The 19,861-nt window shown below is 26.2% G+C and carries 15 protein-coding genes, 1 tRNA gene and 1 pseudogene; 4 read left to right on the forward strand and 13 right to left on the reverse strand.

The features are described from left to right. Window positions 1-2: 2 nt before the first annotated feature. Window positions 3-1,682, reverse strand: coding sequence for a methionine--tRNA ligase (gene metG, locus STAT_RS01570; RefSeq protein ID WP_119305515.1), 1,680 nt, complete (start codon window positions 1,680-1,682; stop codon window positions 3-5). 22 nt (window positions 1,683-1,704) lie between these two features. On the opposite strand from metG, the gene STAT_RS01575 reads away from it, so the two are divergent. Beyond that, the gene (locus STAT_RS01575) at window positions 1,705-2,613 is read left to right on the forward strand and encodes a 5'-3' exonuclease (protein WP_119305516.1); all 909 of its coding nucleotides are present in this window, start codon (window positions 1,705-1,707) and stop codon (window positions 2,611-2,613) included. A gap of 2 nt (window positions 2,614-2,615) precedes the next feature. On the opposite strand, the pseudogene nadD reads toward STAT_RS01575, so the two are convergent. Next, window positions 2,616-3,192, reverse strand: a pseudogene (gene nadD, locus STAT_RS01580) (nicotinate (nicotinamide) nucleotide adenylyltransferase). Between the two features lie 93 nt (window positions 3,193-3,285). Then, on the reverse strand, window positions 3,286-4,458 hold the full coding sequence (locus STAT_RS01585; protein WP_119305837.1) for a porin: 1,173 nt from the start codon (window positions 4,456-4,458) through the stop codon (window positions 3,286-3,288). A gap of 106 nt (window positions 4,459-4,564) precedes the next feature. Between STAT_RS01585 and STAT_RS01590 the strand changes: the two genes are divergently transcribed. The 3 genes from STAT_RS01590 to ribB are packed head-to-tail and all read left to right on the forward strand — an operon-like array spanning window position 4,565 to window position 8,321. Then, the gene (locus STAT_RS01590; RefSeq protein ID WP_119305517.1) at window positions 4,565-6,457 is read left to right on the forward strand and encodes a DNA translocase FtsK 4TM domain-containing protein; all 1,893 of its coding nucleotides are present in this window, start codon (window positions 4,565-4,567) and stop codon (window positions 6,455-6,457) included. Between the two features lie 50 nt (window positions 6,458-6,507). Beyond that, window positions 6,508-7,659: an LptF/LptG family permease gene (locus tag STAT_RS01595; protein WP_244273549.1), complete on the forward strand. Its 1,152-nt coding sequence runs from the start codon at window positions 6,508-6,510 to the stop codon at window positions 7,657-7,659. An 11-nt stretch (window positions 7,660-7,670) separates the two neighbouring features. Next, complete coding sequence (gene ribB, locus STAT_RS01600; protein WP_394798176.1) at window positions 7,671-8,321, forward strand: 3,4-dihydroxy-2-butanone-4-phosphate synthase; 651 nt, start codon at window positions 7,671-7,673, stop codon at window positions 8,319-8,321. Here the strand turns inward: ribB and STAT_RS01605 are convergent. The 10 genes from STAT_RS01605 to STAT_RS01650 all read right to left on the reverse strand — a co-directional run bounded on the left by STAT_RS01605 (window position 8,303) and on the right by STAT_RS01650 (window position 19,846). After that, window positions 8,303-8,376 (reverse strand) — tRNA-Asp (locus STAT_RS01605). The two genes, ribB and STAT_RS01605, sit on opposite strands and share 19 nt — an antisense overlap. Window positions 8,377-8,386: 10 nt before the next feature. After that, window positions 8,387-8,710 carry a thioredoxin gene (trxA, locus tag STAT_RS01610; RefSeq protein ID WP_119305839.1) on the reverse strand — a complete coding sequence of 108 codons (324 nt, stop codon included), beginning with the start codon at window positions 8,708-8,710 and terminating at the stop codon, window positions 8,387-8,389. 61 nt (window positions 8,711-8,771) lie between these two features. Next, the gene (locus tag STAT_RS01615; protein ID WP_119305519.1) at window positions 8,772-9,851 is read right to left on the reverse strand and encodes a M20 family metallo-hydrolase; all 1,080 of its coding nucleotides are present in this window, start codon (window positions 9,849-9,851) and stop codon (window positions 8,772-8,774) included. Beyond that, complete coding sequence (gene argB, locus STAT_RS01620; RefSeq protein WP_119305520.1) at window positions 9,842-10,630, reverse strand: acetylglutamate kinase; 789 nt, start codon at window positions 10,628-10,630, stop codon at window positions 9,842-9,844. Before argB ends, STAT_RS01615 begins: the two co-directional genes overlap by 10 nt. Further along, window positions 10,627-11,583 carry a Rossmann-fold NAD(P)-binding domain-containing protein gene (locus STAT_RS01625; RefSeq protein WP_119305521.1) on the reverse strand — a complete coding sequence of 319 codons (957 nt, stop codon included), beginning with the start codon at window positions 11,581-11,583 and terminating at the stop codon, window positions 10,627-10,629. The genes argB and STAT_RS01625 overlap by 4 nt, the downstream gene beginning before the upstream one ends. Window positions 11,584-11,600: 17 nt before the next feature. Next, window positions 11,601-14,831, reverse strand: a complete 3,231-nt coding sequence (gene carB, locus STAT_RS01630) for a carbamoyl-phosphate synthase (glutamine-hydrolyzing) large subunit (protein ID WP_119305522.1) — start codon at window positions 14,829-14,831, stop codon at window positions 11,601-11,603. 24 nt (window positions 14,832-14,855) lie between these two features. Next, a complete protein-coding gene (gene carA / locus STAT_RS01635; protein ID WP_394798177.1) occupies window positions 14,856-15,989 on the reverse strand; it encodes a glutamine-hydrolyzing carbamoyl-phosphate synthase small subunit in 1,134 nt (377 codons plus the stop codon). Then, the gene (locus tag STAT_RS01640) at window positions 15,949-17,103 is read right to left on the reverse strand and encodes an aspartate aminotransferase family protein (RefSeq protein ID WP_119305523.1); all 1,155 of its coding nucleotides are present in this window, start codon (window positions 17,101-17,103) and stop codon (window positions 15,949-15,951) included. Before STAT_RS01640 ends, carA begins: the two co-directional genes overlap by 41 nt. Before the next feature lie 2 nt (window positions 17,104-17,105). Next, a complete protein-coding gene (gene argC / locus STAT_RS01645) occupies window positions 17,106-18,086 on the reverse strand; it encodes an N-acetyl-gamma-glutamyl-phosphate reductase (RefSeq protein ID WP_119305524.1) in 981 nt (326 codons plus the stop codon). Then, window positions 18,083-19,846, reverse strand: a complete 1,764-nt coding sequence (locus STAT_RS01650) for an argininosuccinate synthase domain-containing protein (RefSeq protein ID WP_119305525.1) — start codon at window positions 19,844-19,846, stop codon at window positions 18,083-18,085. Before STAT_RS01650 ends, argC begins: the two co-directional genes overlap by 4 nt. Window positions 19,847-19,861 lie beyond the last annotated feature (15 nt).

Raw genomic sequence — 19,861 nt, forward strand, 5'->3', positions numbered from 1 at the left:
TCTTATTTTTTTAAAAACTTTTTTTCTAATTTTTTCATTTGTTTTTCAATACTTTCGTTTTTTATTTTTTTAAATAAGAATGTGGGTTTTTCTAATACATGTCCTGGACATAAAATTTCTTCTATGTTTTTTATTTTATTCCAAAAAAAAATTTTCAAACGAAGCATACTTAATATTTTTTTTGCCGTATATGGAAGAAAAGGTTCAGATAATTGAGCTAATACCCCAACAATTTGTAACGATACATAAAGTATCGTATTCACACGTTTTTTTATTTTTTTATTCCAAGGTTCTTCCTCTGTTAAATATTTGTTTCCTAGTCTAGCTAAATCCATAAAACATGCTAAGGATTCTCTAAATCGATAGGATTCAATTAATTTTCCTATATGTTTTGGGTAATTTTTAATTTTTTTTAAAATTTTTTTATCCTTTATAGATAACATTTCAGGAACCGGAACTATTCCTTTATTATATTTTTGGATCAGAGTTAGACTTCTATTTACAAAATTTCCTAATACAGCAACTAATTCCGTATTATTTTTTCTTTGAAAATCTTTCCAATTAAAATTATTATCTTTTTTTTCAGGCATATTAGATATAAGAATATAGCGAAGTGAATCCTGTTGATTTGGAAAATCTTTTAAATATTCATGTCCCCATACTGCCCAATTTTTAGAAGTAGATATTTTTTTATTTTCTAGATGAAGAAATTCATTAGCCAATATTTGATCTGGAAGAATATATCCACTATTATATGCTTTAAGTGTAACTGGAAAAATAATGCAATGAAAAACAATATTATCTTTTCCTATAAATTGAATCAATTTTGTTCTTTCATCTTTCCAATAAGGTTTCCAATCTATTTTTTTTTTTCTAGCCCACTCTATAGTAGAAGAAATATATCCTATAGGAGCTTCAAACCATACATATAAAACTTTTCCTTTATATTTAGGAACAGGAATCCCCCAATTCAAATCTCTTGTGATAGCACGAGATTTTAATCCTTGGGTTAACCAAGATTTTGCTTGTCCATATACATTTACTTTCCAATTTTTTTTATGTAAAATCCATTTTTCTAAAAATTCTTGATATTGATTTAAAGGAAAATACCAATGTTTAGTTTTTTTTAAAATAGGAAAACTTCCACTTATAGTAGATTTTGGGTTTATTAAATCTTCAGGATTTAACGAAATTCCACAACTTTCGCATTGATCTCCATAAGCTTCTTCATTTTTGCAATGAGGACATGTTCCAGATATATACCTATCCGCTAGAAATTGTTTAGCTTTTTGGTCATAATATTGTTCAGATACTTTTTCGAAGATCTTTTTTTTTTCATGAAGTTTTTTAAAAAAAGAAGTAGAAATTTCATGATGAATTTTTGTAGAAGTTCTGGAATAATGATCAAATTCTATTCCAAAATCATTAAAACAACCTTTAATCATATAATGATACTTATTTACTATTTCTTTAGGAGTTTTTTTTTCTTTTTTAGCTTGCATAGCAATCGGAACTCCATGTTCATCCGATCCACATATAAAAATAACATCGATCTTCTTTCGTCTTAGATAACGAACGAAAACATCTGCAGGAAAATAAACTCCAGCTAAATGGCCAATATGAATTGGTCCATTCGCATATGGTAAAGCAGCCGTGACTGTATATTTATTTAACTTTTTCATAAAAAAATTTATATAATATAATATGAATAATAATAAAAAATTATTTTTAATTGACGCATATCCCCTTATTTATCAGAGTTATTATGCTTATAAACATCATCCACTTTTCACTTCTAAAGGATTCAATACTTCACCTATCATAAATTTCACATATTTTTTAATAAATACATTAAATAATGAAAAACCATCTTATATGGCTACTATTTTTGATCCTAGTAAAGGAATTTCTTTTAGAAAGAAAAAATATGAAAAATATAAAGCGCATAGAAAAAAAACGCCAGAAGCTATTTGTAAAGCAATTCCTTATATTATAAAAATTTTAAAAACTTTTCAAGTTTCTTTTTTTTACGCTCCTAACGGATATGAGGCCGATGATTTTATAGGAACAATAGCTAAAAAAGCAGAAAAGAAAGGATACATTATTTACATAATTACTTTAGATAAAGACTTTTTTCAACTGATAACAGAAAATATTAAAGTTTATATCCCCCCTTTTAAAGGAAATCCCAAAAAAATATTAGGAATAGAAGAAATCAAAAAAAAATTTGAAGTAAATCATCCTAAACAAGTTATAGATTTATGGAGTATGATGGGAGATCCTTCTGATAACATTCCAGGATTACCAGGAGTTGGAAAAATAAATGCCATAAAATTTATTAAAAAATATGGAAGCATTGAAAAATTATTAAATTCAACTTATGATATTAACGGAAAAATTCAAAAAAATATTGAAGAAAATAAAGATTTAGGTATTTTATCAAAAAAATTAGTTACTATTGTAACTAATATTCCTTTTTTTTCTTTTCATGAAGAGAATTTTTTTGTAAAAAAACCAAACTGGGATTCCATAAAAAAAATATTCGGTGAACTTGAGTTTCTCAAGTTATTAAAAAAAGCTCATGAATATTTTCAATATAAAACAAAAGAATAATTTTATTTTTTTATATAAAATTTATATTTTTTCATATAATCCCAAACTTTTGCATGAAGCATAGGTTTCATATTTTTTCCATCCTGAATAGATTTTCGAATAAAAGAAGAAGATATTTCAATAATTGGAGCTTTCAAAAAAATTATGTTTTTATAATATTTAAAAACAGGATAGGAAAAATATCCAATTCTAGGATAAACCAAAATATCATATTTATTTAAAATAATTTTATAATTTTTCCATTTTCTGAAAAATGAAAATGTATCTTTTCCCATAATAATAAAAAATTTATATCTAGGATATTCTTTTTCTATTTTTGAAAGTGTATGAATAGTATAAGAAGGAAAATATCCAGATTCAATGTCCAATACACTCATCTTTTCATAATCATTAACAGCTTTTTGAACCATTTCAATTCTAAATTCATAATCTAAAAGATTCTTTTTTTTTTAATGGATTTTGTGGAGATACCACAAACCAAACAGAATCTATATCTATAAATTCTGTTATATAATTAGCAATGATTGTATGTCCTAAATGAATCGGATTAAATGATCCAAAATAAAGTCCAATTTTCATATTTTTATTACTGATCTATAAAATAAAAAAAAATACCGAGTATACATTATTGTATCTCGATATTTTTTTATGATTCTTATTTGATTCTTTTTTTTAAATTATTTTAATACGATAACTCAATCCTAAAATAATTAAATGATCATTCCTATTTTCCTTTTTAATTTTATCTAAATTATAATTAATTCTTTGGTTTTGATATGCTAAATAAAAACTAAGATCCTCATTTTTTATGATAGGAGAAAATTCTATTCCTCCATAATAAACATATGCTTTTTTAAACAACTTGTTTTCTTCTAAAATATCATTAAATCCTCCTTTTTTAGAAGTCCCTATTTCATATGCTCCTTTAGCAATTAAATTCCATTTTGGGATAAAATTGTATTTTAATTTTACTGAATAAGTTCCATATGTTACAGAAGGATAATAATAATAATTCCTATTCAAAATTCTTAAAATTTTTGTCAAATCCCCATTTTTTTCTAGATCTTCATCACTAAATATATAGTTTGCTTCTATAGAAACAGGGTTACAGTTTATTTGGCTACCTAAAGCTAATAATTTCCAGAATCTTCTTTTTTCATTTTCTTGGAAAATAGAATAAGACCATCTATTTTTCATGATTTGATCATCATCATCATTATTCAGGTTCCAATTCCAATTTAAAGAATATCCTATAGGATGATTGATTTCTCGATTCACGTTATCTTCTTTTTTATTCATTCCATTGACAACTTGAAATTGTAACTCATGATCTTTTTTAGGAATAAAAATAAAACTGAACCCAATAGAAGATTCCTTATTGCTTTTTTGTACATATGGATAACGGTATATATGTTCTCCACAAGCAGGATTAAATTCCATACTACCAAAAGCGAAAGGTTGTTTACCAAACAAAAAATAGAGTTTATCATTCCACTTATATTTTAAATAAGCTAAATCTATAATAGATTTTGAATTTTCTTCGCTTTTCAAAAAGCCCCATTCATCATCTTCTTTCTCTTTCAATAACTGTTTTGCAAAATGATAACTGATTTTATCATTTACCTTTCCCATTACATCCAATTTTAAATTACTTTCGCAAAAGTTAGTTCCTCTATAAGTTTCTTTTTCTATTGAAGAATCAATACTACTAGAATAATCTAAAAACACATTCAAGTGAGGATTTTCCTCTGTTGTTTTTTTTTGTTTTATAATTTCTGAAAAACTATGAAAAGGATAAAAAAATCCTAAAAAAAGAATCAAAAAAATAATTTTTGTTTTTTTCATTTTTTTTATTTTATTATAATAAAACATAATAAATATATAAAAAACTTTTTTAAACTATTTATTTTATATCAAAAAAATTTAATTTTTTTTCCAGAAATTTAAAAAAATGTACAGAAATACAATCAAAAAAATAAAAAAAGAAAAAAAAACTATCAAAACTATTTTTGGATTTTTTTTATTAGGAAATAGTATTTTCTTGTTTCTAAGTTTTTTTTCTTTTCTTTCTCATTGGGAGAATGATCAAAGTCAACTAGAAAAACTTTTCGATAAAGAAATTGTAGCAGAAAATTTACTTGGAATAATGGGAGCTACCGTTGCTCACTATTTTATTCACTGTGGAATAGGAGTTAGCGCTTTTTTTATTCCTATATTTTTGTTTTTTACAGGATTAAAAATCCTTTTTATGAAAAAAAATTTTTTCAATAATTTTTACAAGTCCATAATTTATAAATTCCTATTTTTTATCGTATGGCTTCCCATATTTTTTTATGTTTTTTTTCCTGATCAAGGAATACTAAGTGGAATTTTTGGATTTGAAATAGGAAATTACTCGATTCATTTATTTGGAAAAGTAGGATTATATATGCTTCTTTTTACGAGTATCATTTTTTACTGGATTATCATTTTTCGTATCAATACTTCAACCATAAAAAATGGAATGAAAAAAAAAATCCAAAATATTAACAAAAAAATAGATACAACATTACAATTATGTAATTTTTTCAATACAAGAATTATAAATAATCCAAATATGGATCCTTCTTTTTGCAATAAAGAAAAAAATATTATTTATTCTATTTTTTCTAAAAAAAAGGAAGATTTTTCATCCACTGACTTGAAAATAGATTTAGAATCTAATAAAAAAAAAATAGTTCAAATCCTGAACTATTACAATATAGAAATATGTGAAATAAAAGCAAATATAGGCCCTACTATTACTTTATATGAAATCTATCCTAAAGTAGGAACACGTATTTCCAAAATCAAGAGCATAAAAAATGAGATTGCCTTAAATTTATCCGCTTTATCCATAAGAATTATAGCACCTATACCTGGAAAAGGATCCATTGGAATCGAAATTCCAAATTATAAACGCTATCCTGTTTATATGAAAGACATTTTATTTTCAGAAGAAAGTAATAAAAAAAGTCATAAAATGGAACTTCCCATTTCTTTAGGAAAAACAGTGTATAATGAGATTTTGATTGTAGATTTAGCAAAAATGCCTCATTTACTTATAGCAGGATCAACAGGACAAGGAAAATCCGTAGGATTAAATGTTATGATTGTTTTTCTATTGTATAAAAAACATCCAAAAGATATCAAGTTTATTTTGATTGATCCAAAAAAAGTAGAATTATCAATATATAAAAAGATTTCAAAATCTTATTTTGCTACACTTCCCAATTCTATGGAACCCATTATTACAGATTTACATGAAACAAAAAACATATTAAATTCTTTATGTAAAGAAATGGATCAAAGATATGCTATTTTAGAAAAACATAAGGTTAGAAATATTAAAGAGTATAATAATGTTGTAAAAAAATACAATAAATATCACTTACCTTATATCATATTAATTATTGATGAATTTGCAGATTTAAATATGAATCATAAAAAAAAACAAATAGAGATTTATATAACCCGGTTAGCACAACTCGCTCGTGCTGTTGGGATTCATTTGATTATATCAACACAACGTCCATCAGTAAATGTAATCACAGGATTAATAAAATCAAATTTTACTGCAAGAATTGCATTTAGAGTAAGTTCTAAAATAGATTCTAGAACGATATTAGATTGCGCAGGTGCTGAACAATTAATAGGAAAAGGAGATATGTTGTTTTCTAATAGAAATGAATTAATACGATTGCAATGTCCATTCATGGAATTATCAGACATTAATAAAATTGTTGACTTTTATGGAAAAAAAAATCAAAAAAATGAGTATTTTTTTTTGCCAGAACCGGATATAATAATCAATGAAAATAAATAAATCAGTTTTAATTCATATTAATCATGATAATAAAAAAACTTGATTTATACATGATTCGTTTATTTATAGCTCCATTTTTAATGATTTATTCTATAATATTTATCATTTTTATGATACAATTTTTTTGGAGTCAAATAGATGAATTAACAGGTAAAAACATTAGTATTTTCATACTAATAAAATTTATATTTTATTTCGGAATATCTATTTTACCATTAGTAACCCCCATAGCTTTATTATTAACTTCTATTATAATATTTGGTGATTTTGCAGAAAATCAAGAATTGATCGCTATAAAATCTTCTGGAATCTCTCTTTTCCGTATTATGATTCCTATTTTAGGGATAACCTTCATTTTATCTATTGGATTATACTTATTCTCAGATTTTGTTATTCCAAAAGCAAAAATGAAAATAAAACAATTAGGATATCAAATATCGTTAACTCATCCATCTTTAAAATTAAAGGAAGGGGTTTTTGTAAGTCTATTCCCAAATTTTTTCATAAAAATAGATAAAAAATCAAATAATAATTATTTACATAATATATTTATTTTTTTTTATGGAAAAAATTTACTTGTCAATACAATTCTTTCTCAAAGAGGAGTTTTAATTCCAAATCAAAAAGATGGATCAATTCAATTGAAATTAATGAATGGAGTTTTATATAGTGAAAATTTGAATAACTACAAAAAAAAACAATCCTCTTATCAAATTTTAGAATTTGATACTTTAATTCAAAATTTTAAAATTCCTATAGAATCCAAAATAAAAAATTTAGATGACGATGATTTCTACCAAAACCTAAATACAAAAAATCTTATTCAAAAAATTAATTTTTTAAAGAAAAAAAATTATAAAAAAATCAATACATACAAAAATAAAATACACTTAGCCAAACTTCAATTAGAATTACAAAAAAAATTTACATTTCCAGTAACATGTATTATAATGTTTTTTATTGGAGCACCATTAGGTGCTATTATTAGAAAAGGAGGAATAGGTTATCCTACTATGATAGCACTGATTATATTTATCATTTATTATACTTTACTAACCATCACTCAAAATAAAGTAGAAAAAACTGAAATAAGTCCATGGATAGGAGCTTGGATTCCAAATTTTATTTTTTTTCCAATAAGTATATGGATGACTTATAAAACTGTAATGGATAATTTTTATATTATAAAAATAAATAATTAAATAAAATAGATATGATAGATATGGTTTTTGATTTGAATGAAATTGAAGAGGCCATACAGGATATCAAAAATGGAAAAATTATTATCGTAGTTGATGATAAAAATCGTGAAAATGAAGGAGATTTTATAGTAGCTGCTGAAAAAATTACTCCTAAAATTGTCAATTTTCTTATTACTCATGGTAGAGGATTAGTTTGTGTTTCCTTGACGGAAGAAAAATGTGATCAATTAAAACTTCAAATGATGGTAAAAAATAATACAGATCCTAGAAAAACGGCTTTCACCGTATCCGTAGATTTACGAGGTAATGGCGTTAGTACTGGTATTTCGGCTTCAGATAGAGCAAAAACCATTTTTGCTCTAGTTAATGAAATCAATCCATATTCATTCAACAAACCAGGACATATATTTCCTCTACGTGCGAAAAAAGGAGGTGTCTTAGAAAGAGCTGGACATACAGAAGCTGCTGTTGATCTAACTAAAATAGCAGGATGTATTCCTGGAGGAGTTTTAGTAGAAATCCTAAATAAAAATGGATCTATGGCGCGTTTACCACAACTGATTCAGATTTCCAAAAAACTTCATATAAAAATCATATCCATAGAGGATCTTATTAAATATAAAAAAAACATAAAAAATGAATACGGTCTGGACGGGATTTGAACCCGCGACCCCATGCGTGACAGGCATGTATTCTAACCAACTGAACTACCAGACCAAAAATTAAATTATAAATTTATTAAAGCATCTAATTTTTTTCTTATTTCTTCTTTAGAAAGAATTCCAATATGAATATCTTTTTTTTCTCCATTTTTAAAAAAAATCATGGTAGGAATACTACGAATTCCATATTTAGAAGAAGATTTTGGATTATTGTCCACATTCAATTTAAAAATTATTACTTTAGTATGATATTCAGAAAAAATTTCTTCTAATATAATAGACAATGCTCTACATGGAGAACACCATGGAGCCCAAAAATCTACCAAAATAGGTTTTTCTGATTCAGAAATCAACTGTTCAAAATTTTCATCGTTTATTTCTTGTAACATCCTTTTTCCATTTTTTTTTAAATAAAATATAACAAACAAATTTACCTTTTTTGTTTCAAATTCAAAAGTAAAAATCTTTCAACAAAGAAAGATAAATATCTATTCCTTTCATAATTTCTGAAATTAAAACATATTCATTAGACGTATGAGAACGTATACTGTCTCCTACTCCCATTTTAATAGTAGAAAAAGGCATAACGCTTTGATCTGAAAGAGTAGGAGATCCATAAATATTTCTTCCTATTAATTTAGATTTTAAAACAATAGGATGCATAGGATTTATGAAAGAAGAATTTAAATGTGAAGAACGAGGTTTCATTTTAGAATGAATTTTTTTTCGTATGATGTCAATCAATTCCTCATTTTTGTATAATTCATTAGTCCTGACATCTATGACAAAAGAACAAATATCAGGAATAATATTATGTTGTATTCCTCCTTGTATTTGAGTTACATTCAAAGTAGTAAAACCTAATAAATCAGACTTTTTATCGAAATAAAACTTTCTCAAGTTTTCTATATCTTTTGTAGCAATATAAATTGCATTAATTCCTTTATTTCTTGCAGAGTGACCTGTTTTTCCTTCAGCTATACAATCTAATACAATGAGTCCTTTTTCAGCAATAGCTACTTGCATTTTTGTTGGTTCTCCCACAATTCCTAGGTCTATATACCCCAATTCAGGTAAAATTGATCGAATACCTGAGGCTCCAGATATTTCTTCTTCTGCAGTAATAGAAAGCACTAATCTATAAGGAATTTTTGATAAATTGCTTAAATATATGAAAGTAGCAATCAATGCAACGACAGAAGCTCCAGCATCATTACTTCCTAATCCGATTAATTTATCTTCTTTTTGAACAGCAATAAAAGGATCTGTTGTCCAATTTTTTCCTGGTTTTACTGTATCATGATGAGAATTTAATAATATAGTTTTTGTATCTTTTTTCTTATAAAAATTTTTATTTTCTGTCCATATATTATTAAATTTTCTTTTTACAAAAAATCCATATTTATGAATATAATCCTCTATCAGAAAAGAGACTTTATTTTCTTGTTTAGATATAGAAGGGGTATTGATAATCTGTATCAAAAGTTGGACCGCTTCTTCCTTTAAAACTTGTAAATTGACTATAGACATAGTCTAGTCTTATTAAGATTATTTTTTAATAATAAATGGGTGGGAAGACCTATACTAACCTTACATACGCCATTTTGCAATGCAAGAAAAGCATTTTCCAATTTAGGAATCATACCATTTGTTATAGTATGATTTTTTTTCATTTTTTGAAATAAATGAAAATTAATTTTTTTTAAATAAGATTCAGGATCCTGCATATTTCGTAAAATTCCTTTTTTTTCAAAACAAAAATATAACTCTACTTCACAATCTTTTTCTTGAGATAAAGACATGGCTATATAGGACGCTATTGTATCTGCATTTGTATTGAGTAAATTTCCTATTCCATTATGTGTGATGGAACATAATACGGGAGTAATATGATTTTTTAATAAAAATTTTATTAAATGTGTATTCACACTTTTTACATTTATATCCCCTACATATCCATAATTAATATTTTTCATTTTACGTAAATATGATTGGATACAGTTTCCATCCGCTCCACATAATCCTAAAGCATTACAATGATAAGATTGTAATTTAGCCACAATATTTTTGTTAATTATTCCTGCATAAGTCATAACAACTATATCCAAAGTTTCTTTATCGGTTATTCTTCTTCCTTGTATCATTTTTGGATAAAACCCCATTTTATTTGAAATAAAATCTGCTTTCTTTCCTCCTCCATGAATCAATACTTTATCTCCTTGAAGATGACAAAAAGCCTCCAGAGAATCATGAAGAAGTTTATGATCATTAATTAAATTTCCCCCAATTTTAACTACATGGATTTTCATGATAAAGATTGTAATATTCTTAAAAAAATTATTTGCGAAGCGTAAATTCTATTTTTTGCTTGTTGCAATACGATAGAATATTTACTATCTAAAACCGCATCTTCCACTACCAAATTCCTTCTTACAGGCAAACAATGCATAAATTTAGCTTGATTGGTTAGTTTCATTTTATTTTCAGTAATCATCCAATTTGGATTTTTACAAAGAATTTTTCCATAATCTAAATAACTACTCCAATTTTTGGCATAAATAAAATTTGCATTTATAAATGCTTCATTTTGATGATGTGTTATATAAGCTCCATTAGAAAATTTTTTATGTAGATTATATCTTTCTGGACATGTAATCGTAAAATCTATTTGTTTAATTTTCGATATCCATTGAGCAAAAGAATTTGCAACAGAATGAGGCAATGATTTTACATGAGGAACCCAACTTAATACAACTTTACATTTTTTTCTAAAAAAAGATGTATATTCTGCAATAGTCATAACATCGGCTAAAGACTGTAAAGGATGTAGAGTTGCACTTTCCATATTTACTACTGGAACTCTAGAATAATTTAATATTTTATTAAAAATAATTTCTTGATCATCATAATTTTTATCTGAAAGATTTGGAAAGGTTCTGACTGCAAGAATATCACAATATAGACTCATTACAGAAATAGCTTCTTTAAGATGTTCTTGTGTTAAATTCATTACGTTTCCATCATCCATTTCAATTGTCCAAGAATCCCTATGAATATCTAAAACCCAAGTACTACATCCTAAGTTAAAAGCCGCTTTTTGACAACTAATTCTTGTACGTAAACTAGGATTAAAAAAAACCAATCCTATTGTTTTATTTTTTCCAATATGTTGAAAACTATATGGATTTTTTTTTAAAAGGAGGGCTTCTTTAATAAGATCATATATATCGACAACATCTTCTACGCTAAAAAATTTTTTCATAAATTTATTTATATTCTTCAATAATATTCATCCCAAGCTTTTATTGATAATTGATCTATAGATAAATTACAAAAAGCTTGTATAAAAGCTTTTGCTAAACGTGCATTAGTAAGTAGAGGAATATTAAAATCTACAGCATAACGTCTAATAGTATAATCGTTATTTAACTCTGATCTACTTAAATTTTTTGGAATATTAATAATAAGATCCAATTTTCTATTTTTTATTAATTCAATAACATTTGAATATTTTTTTACATTAGGCCAATAAACTTTAATTGAAGGAATTCCATTATGGGATAAAAAACTATTAGTACCTTCTGTTGCAAACAATATATATCCTTTTTTATATAAAAGTCTTGTAACCTCTAAAAGATCTAATTTAGATTCAATAGGCCCTCCAGATATCAATATATTTTTCTTAGGTATGGTATAACCAACAGAAAGCATAGATTTTAAAAGTGCTTCATAAAAAGTATCTCCTAAACAACCTACTTCTCCTGTGGAAGCCATATCTACACCCAAAATAGGGTCTGCATCTTGCAAACGGAAAAAAGAAAATTGAGAAGCTTTTACTCCTAAAAAATTTGTAATAAAAAAATTAGGTTCCATTTTGTTTTTTTTCTTTCCAAGAAGAACTTGAGTAGCTAATTCAATCATATTAAAATGAGATACTTTTGATACAAAAGGAAAGCTTCTAGAGGCTCTCAAATTGCATTCAATTACTTTTATTTCATTATCCTTAGATAAAAATTGAATATTGAAAGGACCAGATATATTAAAATGTTTGGATATTTTTTCAGATATGCGAATAATTTCTTTTAATGTAGATAAATATAGATTATGTGGAGGATATACCAATGTTGCGTCTCCTGAATGTACACCTGCAAATTCTACATGTTCTGATATAGCATAATACAAAATTTTTCCGTTTTGAGAAACGGCATCTAATTCAATTTCTTTAGCATTTTTAATAAATTCTGTAATAATTAATGGATATTCATAAGATATGGGTACTTTTTCACGAAGATAATGCTGTAGTTCTTCTTGATTAGAGATAACATTCATATCTGCTCCAGAAAGAACGTAAGAAGGTCTAACCAATATAGGAAAGTCTACTTCTTTTATAAATTGATAAATATCATCAAAATCGGATAACTCTTTCCATTTCGGTTGTTTAATTTTTAGATGATCCATAGCATTAGAAAATTTATATCTATTCTCTACTTTATCTATGGAAACAGGGGAGGTTCCTAAAATTTTTACATTTTTTTCATAAAGTTTTAAAACTAAATTATTAGGAATTTGTCCTCCCATAGATACGATTGTTCCTTTAGGTTTTTCTAATTCAATAATATCTAATACACGCTCTAAAGTCAGTTCTTCAAAATATAATCTATCACATATATCAAAATCAGTGCTTACAGTTTCTGGATTATAATTTATCATTATAGATCTATAAGATTCTTTATGAATAGTATTTAATGCATTAACACAACACCAATCAAATTCAACACTACTTCCAATTCTATAAACACCAGAACCTAATGTAATAACAGATTTTTCATCTTCTTCATAAAAAACATCATGTTGAATTGCATGATATGTTAAATACAAATAATTTGTATGTGCTGGATATTCAGAAGCTAAAGTGTCAATTTGTCTTACATATGGAACTATATTTTTTATTTTTCTATGTTCCCTGATTTTCTTTTCTAAATTAGAAATATTGTAATTTTTATTTTTTTTACAAAAAATACTAGCTATTTGTATATCAGAAAACCCTTCCTTTTTAGCTTTTCGTAACAGTTCTTCTGGAAGATCCAGAAAATTATCAAAATAATCTATCTTTTTTTTTGTTTGAAAAATATTATCAAGTTGATATAAAAACCACAGGTCTATCTTTGTCAAATGATGTATTTCTTTTATGGAAATTCCTTCTTCTAAAGCTTCTTCTAAAAAGAAAATTCTTTGATCTGTAGGTTTTTTTATAGATTCTTTCAATAATCTAATCGATTTCAATTTTTTTTTATTCATAATATTAATGAAACCCTGCATTCCTATGTCTAACATACGAATTCCTTTTTGTAAGGCTTCTTCAAAAGAACCTCCAATTGACATAACTTCTCCTACACTTTTCATACTACTTCCAATCCTATTAGAGACACCATAAAATTTCCCTAAATCCCATCTAGGAATTTTACACACTACATAATCTAACGCAGGTTCAAAAAAAGAAGAGGTATTTTTAGTCACAGAATTTTTTAATTCGTGTAATCCGTATCCCAAAGATAATTTAGCGGCAACAAAAGCTAAAGGATAACCTGTTGCTTTAGAAGCAAGAGCACTAGATCGAGAAAGTCTGGCATTCACTTCAATAACACGATAATCTTCTGAACTAGGATCCAATGCAAACTGAACATTACATTCTCCTACTATATGAAAATCTCTGGCTATATGTATTGCTAATTTTCTCAAATTATAATATTCAGAATTGGTTAAGGTTTGTGACGGTGCTACAACAATACTTTCTCCTGTGTGAATTCCTATAGGATCAAAATTTTCCATATTGCATACAGCAATACAATTATCATATTTATCTCTTACTATTTCATATTCAATTTCTTTCCATCCTTCCAAATATTCTTCTACAATAATTTGAGAAGAGTAAGAAAAAGCCTTATTTACTATTTTTTTTAAATCAGGAATATTCCTGGCAAAACCGCTTCCTAACCCTCCAAGGGTATAAGCAGATCTAATAATAATAGGAAACCCTATTTCTAAAGAATAGGAAACGGCCTCATTCATAGAATATACCACAAAACTTTTTGCCGTTTTTATGTTAATATGAGTTAATTTATTTCTAAATAAATATCTATCTTCACTGTGAATAATAGATTCAATAGAAGTTCCTAAAATCTGAATTTTATATTTTTTTATAACACCTTCTTTAAAAAGCTGAATTCCACAATTCAATGCCGTTTGTCCACCAAAAGCTAATAAAATTCCTTGTGGTTTTTCCTTATCTATTACACGTTTAACAAAAAATAAAGTCAAAGGAAGAAAGTACACCTTATCAGCTATTTCTTTCGAAGTTTGAACTGTGGCTATATTTGGATTCATTAATATAGTAAAAATTCCTTCTTCTTTAAGAGCTTTTAATGCTTGTGTTCCAGAATAATCAAATTCACCAGCTTCTCCTATTTTTAATGCACCTGATCCCAGGATAAGTACTTTATCTATTTTCATACTAATTTTTAGAAAGATACTTCATTAAGTATTATATTTACTTTTTTTAATTAAATCTATAAAAATATCGAATAAAAATTCGGTGTCTTGAGGACCACTTGAAGCTTCTGGATGAAATTGAACAGAAAAAAAAGGCTTATTATTATGAATAATCCCTTCGCAAGTATTATCATTTAAATTTCGAAAAAATATTTTCCATTCTCCAGAAAGATTTCTGGTGTCTAAAACATATCCATGATTTTGTGATGTAATAAAACTTTTTCCTGTTTCTAATGAAATAACCGGTTGATTATGACTTCTATGTGCATACTTTAATTTATAGGTTTCTCCTCCTGCCGCTATTCCTAAAAGTTGATTTCCCAAACATATTCCAAATATAGGTTGTTTCTTTTTTAAAGCTAAACGAAGATAATGTATTGGTTTTTCATAAATTTTAGGATTTCCAGGTCCATTAGAAAGGATCAATCCATCATATTCATCTTTTATAAAATTATAATCCCATGGAACTCTAATAATAGAACAATCTCTTCGTAAAAGACAACGTAAAATATTATTTTTTAACCCAAAATCTACAAGTAGTATTTTATATTTTCCATTTCCATACATAATTTTTTCATGTATTGATACTTTTTCAGAAAGATTATCTTGATTTGGATCATAAAAGGGAAGATCTTCATTTCTCATTAAAATTTTACCTAACATGGATCCTCCATTTTTTCTAAGTTTTTTTGCAATAAATCTAGTATCTACACCATATAATCCAGGAATTTCATTTTCATACAACCAATTTGATAGAGATTGATTCATATTCCAATGATATGGACGATTAGAATAATAAGAAATAATAAGTCCGGATACTTGAATCCTATCAGATTCATAAAATTCAGAAATAAATTCTTTAGTATAAGAAAAAGATGGAATTCCATAATTTCCTATTATGGGATATGTATAAGTTAGTATTTGACCTTTGTAAGATGGATCTGTAATACTTTCTGGATAACCGGTCATAGCCGTATTAAATACAACTTCTCCAGAAGAAGAAACTGGTGCACCAAAATAATCAGCTTCATACCGAGTTCCATCTTCTAATACAAGTATCGCTTTTTTTATTTTTTCTTTATTTTTTTCCATTTTTTCCATATAAATAGGATAAGGCATTCTTTAACTTTTTCAGAAATAATTTTATATGGTTTTCATCAATATTTAATGAAGGAAGTAATCGTAAAACATATGGATTATTAGATACACCTACAAATACTTTTTCTTTATAAACTAAAACATTTTTTAAATCCATAACAGGAAAATCAAATTCTACCCCAATCATAAGACCTCTCCCCCTTATTTTTTTAATTTCAGGAATGACACTTAATTCTTTTAATATGATTTCCCCCATTTTTTTTGCGTTTTCAATTAATTTTTCTTCTTTAATAATTTCTAATACAGCAATCCCAGCTGTACAAGCTAAATGATTTCCTCCAAAAGTTGTTCCTAACATTCCATAATATGGTTTAAATTTAGGATGTATAAGTACCCCTCCTATAGGAAATCCGTTCCCCATTCCTTTGGCTACAGTAATTAAATCTGGTTTTATAGGATATAATTGGTGAGAAAAAAAAGACCCCGTTCTTCCATATCCACTTTGAACTTCATCTATAATCAATATTGTATTGTATTTTTTGCAAAAATTTTGGATTTTATAAAAAAAATCTAGACCTGGATCTATAATTCCAGAGACCCCTTGTATTCCTTCAGTAATTATAGCGCAAATATCTTTTTTTCTTAATTTTTCTTCTAGGGAATCAAAATCTTGATATTTGATGAATATAGTTTCATGTTGAGTATTAAAAGGGGATATCAATTTATAGTTATCTGTTATCGATAGACTTCCACTTGTTCTTCCATGAAAAGAACCTTTAAAAGCGATAACTTTTTTTTTTCCTGTATGAAAAGAAGCTATTTTTAATGCATTTTCATTAGATTCTGTCCCAGAATTACATATAAATAATGAATAATCTTCATATCCTGAAATATTTCCAAGTAAAGAAGCTAATTTTTTTTTTTGAGAAATATATACGCTATTAGAATAATAGGATATTTTATGAATTTGTTCTATTAAAGTTTTCACATAATATGGATGCGAATGGCCAACGGAAATCACAGCATGTCCTCCATAAAAATCTAAATACATATTTCCTTGTACATCAAAAACATAAGAACCTTCGCTTTTGATTAATTCTATATCTAGAATAGGATAAACGTCAAATAATTTCATTTTTAGAAACGAACGGATTTTAATCTTAAACCACAAGTTTCATCCAACCCAAACATAAGATTCATATTTTGTATAGCTTGACCAGAGGCTCCCTTTATGAGATTATCTATAATGCTGATAACAATCAGTTGATCTTCTTCTTTAATAAGATACAAAATACACTTGTTTGTATTGATCACTTGTTTAATATCAATATTAACATCAGAAATATTTACAAATGGATGATTTTTATAATATTCTTTATAAATTTCTTTAATTCTATTCAAAGAGAGAATAGAATAAGTATATAAAGTTGTTATAATTCCTCTAGAAAAATTTCCTCTATAAGGTACAAAATAAATTCTAGAATCAAAATTATTTTGTACTTGATGAATAGTTTGTTTAATTTCTTTCAAATGCTGATGTTTAAAAATTTTATAAGTAGAAATATTATTATTTCTCCAACTAAAATGATTTATATCAGTCAATTTTCTTCCGGTTCCTGTAGAACCTGTAATGGCACTAATATGTATATCTTTTTTTAAGAATTGATTTTTAGCTAGTGGTAAAATTGCTAATAGAATTGCTGTAGAAAAACATCCAGGATTGGCTATATTATTTGATTTTTTTATAGTTTCTTTTTGAAATTCCGGCAATCCATAAACGAAATTTCTATTGTTAAAAATAGATTGAATTTTTATTCTAAAATCTTGACTCAAATCAATTACTTTTATATTTTCTGATATATGATACAATTCTTCTCTAGATTTTCCATGTCCAGAACAAAGAAATACAACATCTATTTCTTTGCTTAAATCATGGGAAAATTTTATATTTTTTATTTCTATTTCTCCTAATAAATCTTGATGAATTACATAAATCAATTCTCCTGTATGACTTTTACTAACTATATTTTTAATCTTAATTTTTGGATGATGAATCACCAATCGAATCAATTCTCCAGCAGTGTATCCAGCTCCTCCTATAATGCCTATTTCAATCATTCTTCTTTATTATTTAAATTATGATACATTTTTATTTGATTACTCAAAATTTTAGTAAAACCCTTAACATCTTCTTTTGTCCAAGCATAATTCATTTCTCCATATTTAGTTTTTATATTAGAAGATGTCATTAAATCAAATTTAGATTTGATTCCTACTAAATGAAATCTATAAGGATAAAGAATGATATATACACTTCCGGTTAATCTCTTCTGTGTACTTTTTAAAAATTTTTCTATATCACGCATAACAGGATCTAAATATTGAGCTTCATGAAGTAACATACCATACCAATTGGATAATTGTTCTTTCCAATAAAGTTGCCATTTTGTAAGAATATGTTTTTCCAATAAATGATGAGCTTTTATAATAATAATAGCAGCTGAAGCTTCGAATGCAATTCTTCCTTTAATTCCCAAAATTGTATCTCCTACATGGATTCCTCTTCCTATAGCAAATTCTGAAGCTATTTTTTCAATTTTTATTATATTTTTTATAGCTTTTCCTTTTTCTTGATTTACACTCACTAATTCACCTTTTTCAAATTCTAATTCTAAGTTTTCGCTTTCTTTTCTTTTTAATTTTTTTGGATAAGCTTTTTCTGGAAAATTTTGATAAGAACTAAGAGTTTCTTTTCCTCCGATACTAGTCCCCCAAATTCCTTTGTTGATAGAATATTCAACTTGATCCCAACAAATAGAAACTCCTTTCTTTTTTAAATATTCAACTTCTTCTTTTCTAGATATTTTTTTCTCTCTTATAGGAGAAAGAGTTATTTTTTCTGGACAAATAATTTGAAAAGCTAAGTCAAATCTGACTTGATCGTTTCCTGCTCCTGTACTTCCATGAGCAATTGCTTTTGCTTGAATAAAAGTGGCATATTTTGCTATTTTAATAGCCTGAAAAATTCTTTCTGAGCTTACTGAAAGTGGATAAGTATTATTCTTAAGAATATTTCCAAATATAAGATATTTTATACAATTCTGATAATACTCTTCTATGGCGTCGATAGTTTTGTGCGACTTAGATCCAATGACTAAAGCTCTTTCTTCAATTTGATCTAATTCATGTTTTTTAAAACCTCCTGTATTAATAATAACTGTATGAACTTCATATTTCTCTATTAAATATTTTAAACAATAAGAGGTATCTAAACCGCCACTATAAGCTAATACAATTTTATCTCCAGTAGATAAATAATTTTTTTTTTTATTGTTGTTCTTATTACTATCTGTATTTGGATTGTATAAAAGACCTGTACATAAACACATTTTTCTTTGATTTCTAGTTAAAATATCAAAATTTGCACAACTTTTACATCCTTTCCAAAATTCTTCTGAATGAGTTAGTTCACTAAAAGAAACAGGTTTAAATCCTAATTCTGTATTGATTTTAATAACTGTATTACTTGTTGTAATACTAAAAATTTTTGAATTTGGAAATTTTTTTTTGGAAAGTTTAAAAATTTCAATTTTTATAATTTTTGCCAATCCTTGTTTTCTAAATTCAGGAAAAACAATCAAACCAGAATTAACTACAAATCCTTTATTATGAAAAGTTTCAATATAACTAAATCCCGCTAGTTTTTCATCACAAAAAGCCATTACCGCATTTCCACGAATCATTATTAATTTAATATACTCTGGATCCTTTTTTGCAATTCCAGTTCCTCTAATTTTTGCCGATTCTTCAATTTTTTTACAAATTAAGAAAGCATATTTTGTATCCTCTTCATGAGATACTCTAACTTTTAGTTTCATCTTTGTTTATAAGAA

The organism is Blattabacterium cuenoti STAT, assembly GCF_003573915.1.
Taxonomy (GTDB): domain Bacteria; phylum Bacteroidota; class Bacteroidia; order Flavobacteriales; family Blattabacteriaceae; genus Blattabacterium; species Blattabacterium cuenoti_A.

Coding starts and splice junctions, on each gene's coding strand:
- STAT_RS01575 (WP_119305516.1), top strand. CDS start 1,705: ATGAATAATAATAAAAAATTATTTTTAATTGACGCATATCCCCTTATT.
- STAT_RS01640 (WP_119305523.1), bottom strand. CDS start 17,103: ATGAAATTATTTGACGTTTATCCTATTCTAGATATAGAATTAATCAAA.
- STAT_RS01650 (WP_119305525.1), bottom strand. CDS start 19,846: ATGAAACTAAAAGTTAGAGTATCTCATGAAGAGGATACAAAATATGCT.
- STAT_RS01585 (WP_119305837.1), bottom strand. CDS start 4,458: ATGAAAAAAACAAAAATTATTTTTTTGATTCTTTTTTTAGGATTTTTT.
- carA (WP_394798177.1), bottom strand. CDS start 15,989: ATGCCTTATCCTATTTATATGGAAAAAATGGAAAAAAATAAAGAAAAA.
- STAT_RS01615 (WP_119305519.1), bottom strand. CDS start 9,851: ATGTCTATAGTCAATTTACAAGTTTTAAAGGAAGAAGCGGTCCAACTT.
- carB (WP_119305522.1), bottom strand. CDS start 14,831: ATGAAAATAGATAAAGTACTTATCCTGGGATCAGGTGCATTAAAAATA.
- STAT_RS01625 (WP_119305521.1), bottom strand. CDS start 11,583: ATGAAAAAATTTTTTAGCGTAGAAGATGTTGTCGATATATATGATCTT.
- argC (WP_119305524.1), bottom strand. CDS start 18,086: ATGATTGAAATAGGCATTATAGGAGGAGCTGGATACACTGCTGGAGAA.
- trxA (WP_119305839.1), bottom strand. CDS start 8,710: ATGTTACAAGAAATAAACGATGAAAATTTTGAACAGTTGATTTCTGAA.
- ribB (WP_394798176.1), top strand. CDS start 7,671: ATGATAGATATGGTTTTTGATTTGAATGAAATTGAAGAGGCCATACAG.
- STAT_RS01590 (WP_119305517.1), top strand. CDS start 4,565: ATGTACAGAAATACAATCAAAAAAATAAAAAAAGAAAAAAAAACTATC.
- argB (WP_119305520.1), bottom strand. CDS start 10,630: ATGAAAATCCATGTAGTTAAAATTGGGGGAAATTTAATTAATGATCAT.
- metG (WP_119305515.1), bottom strand. CDS start 1,682: ATGAAAAAGTTAAATAAATATACAGTCACGGCTGCTTTACCATATGCG.
- STAT_RS01595 (WP_244273549.1), top strand. CDS start 6,508: ATGATTCGTTTATTTATAGCTCCATTTTTAATGATTTATTCTATAATA.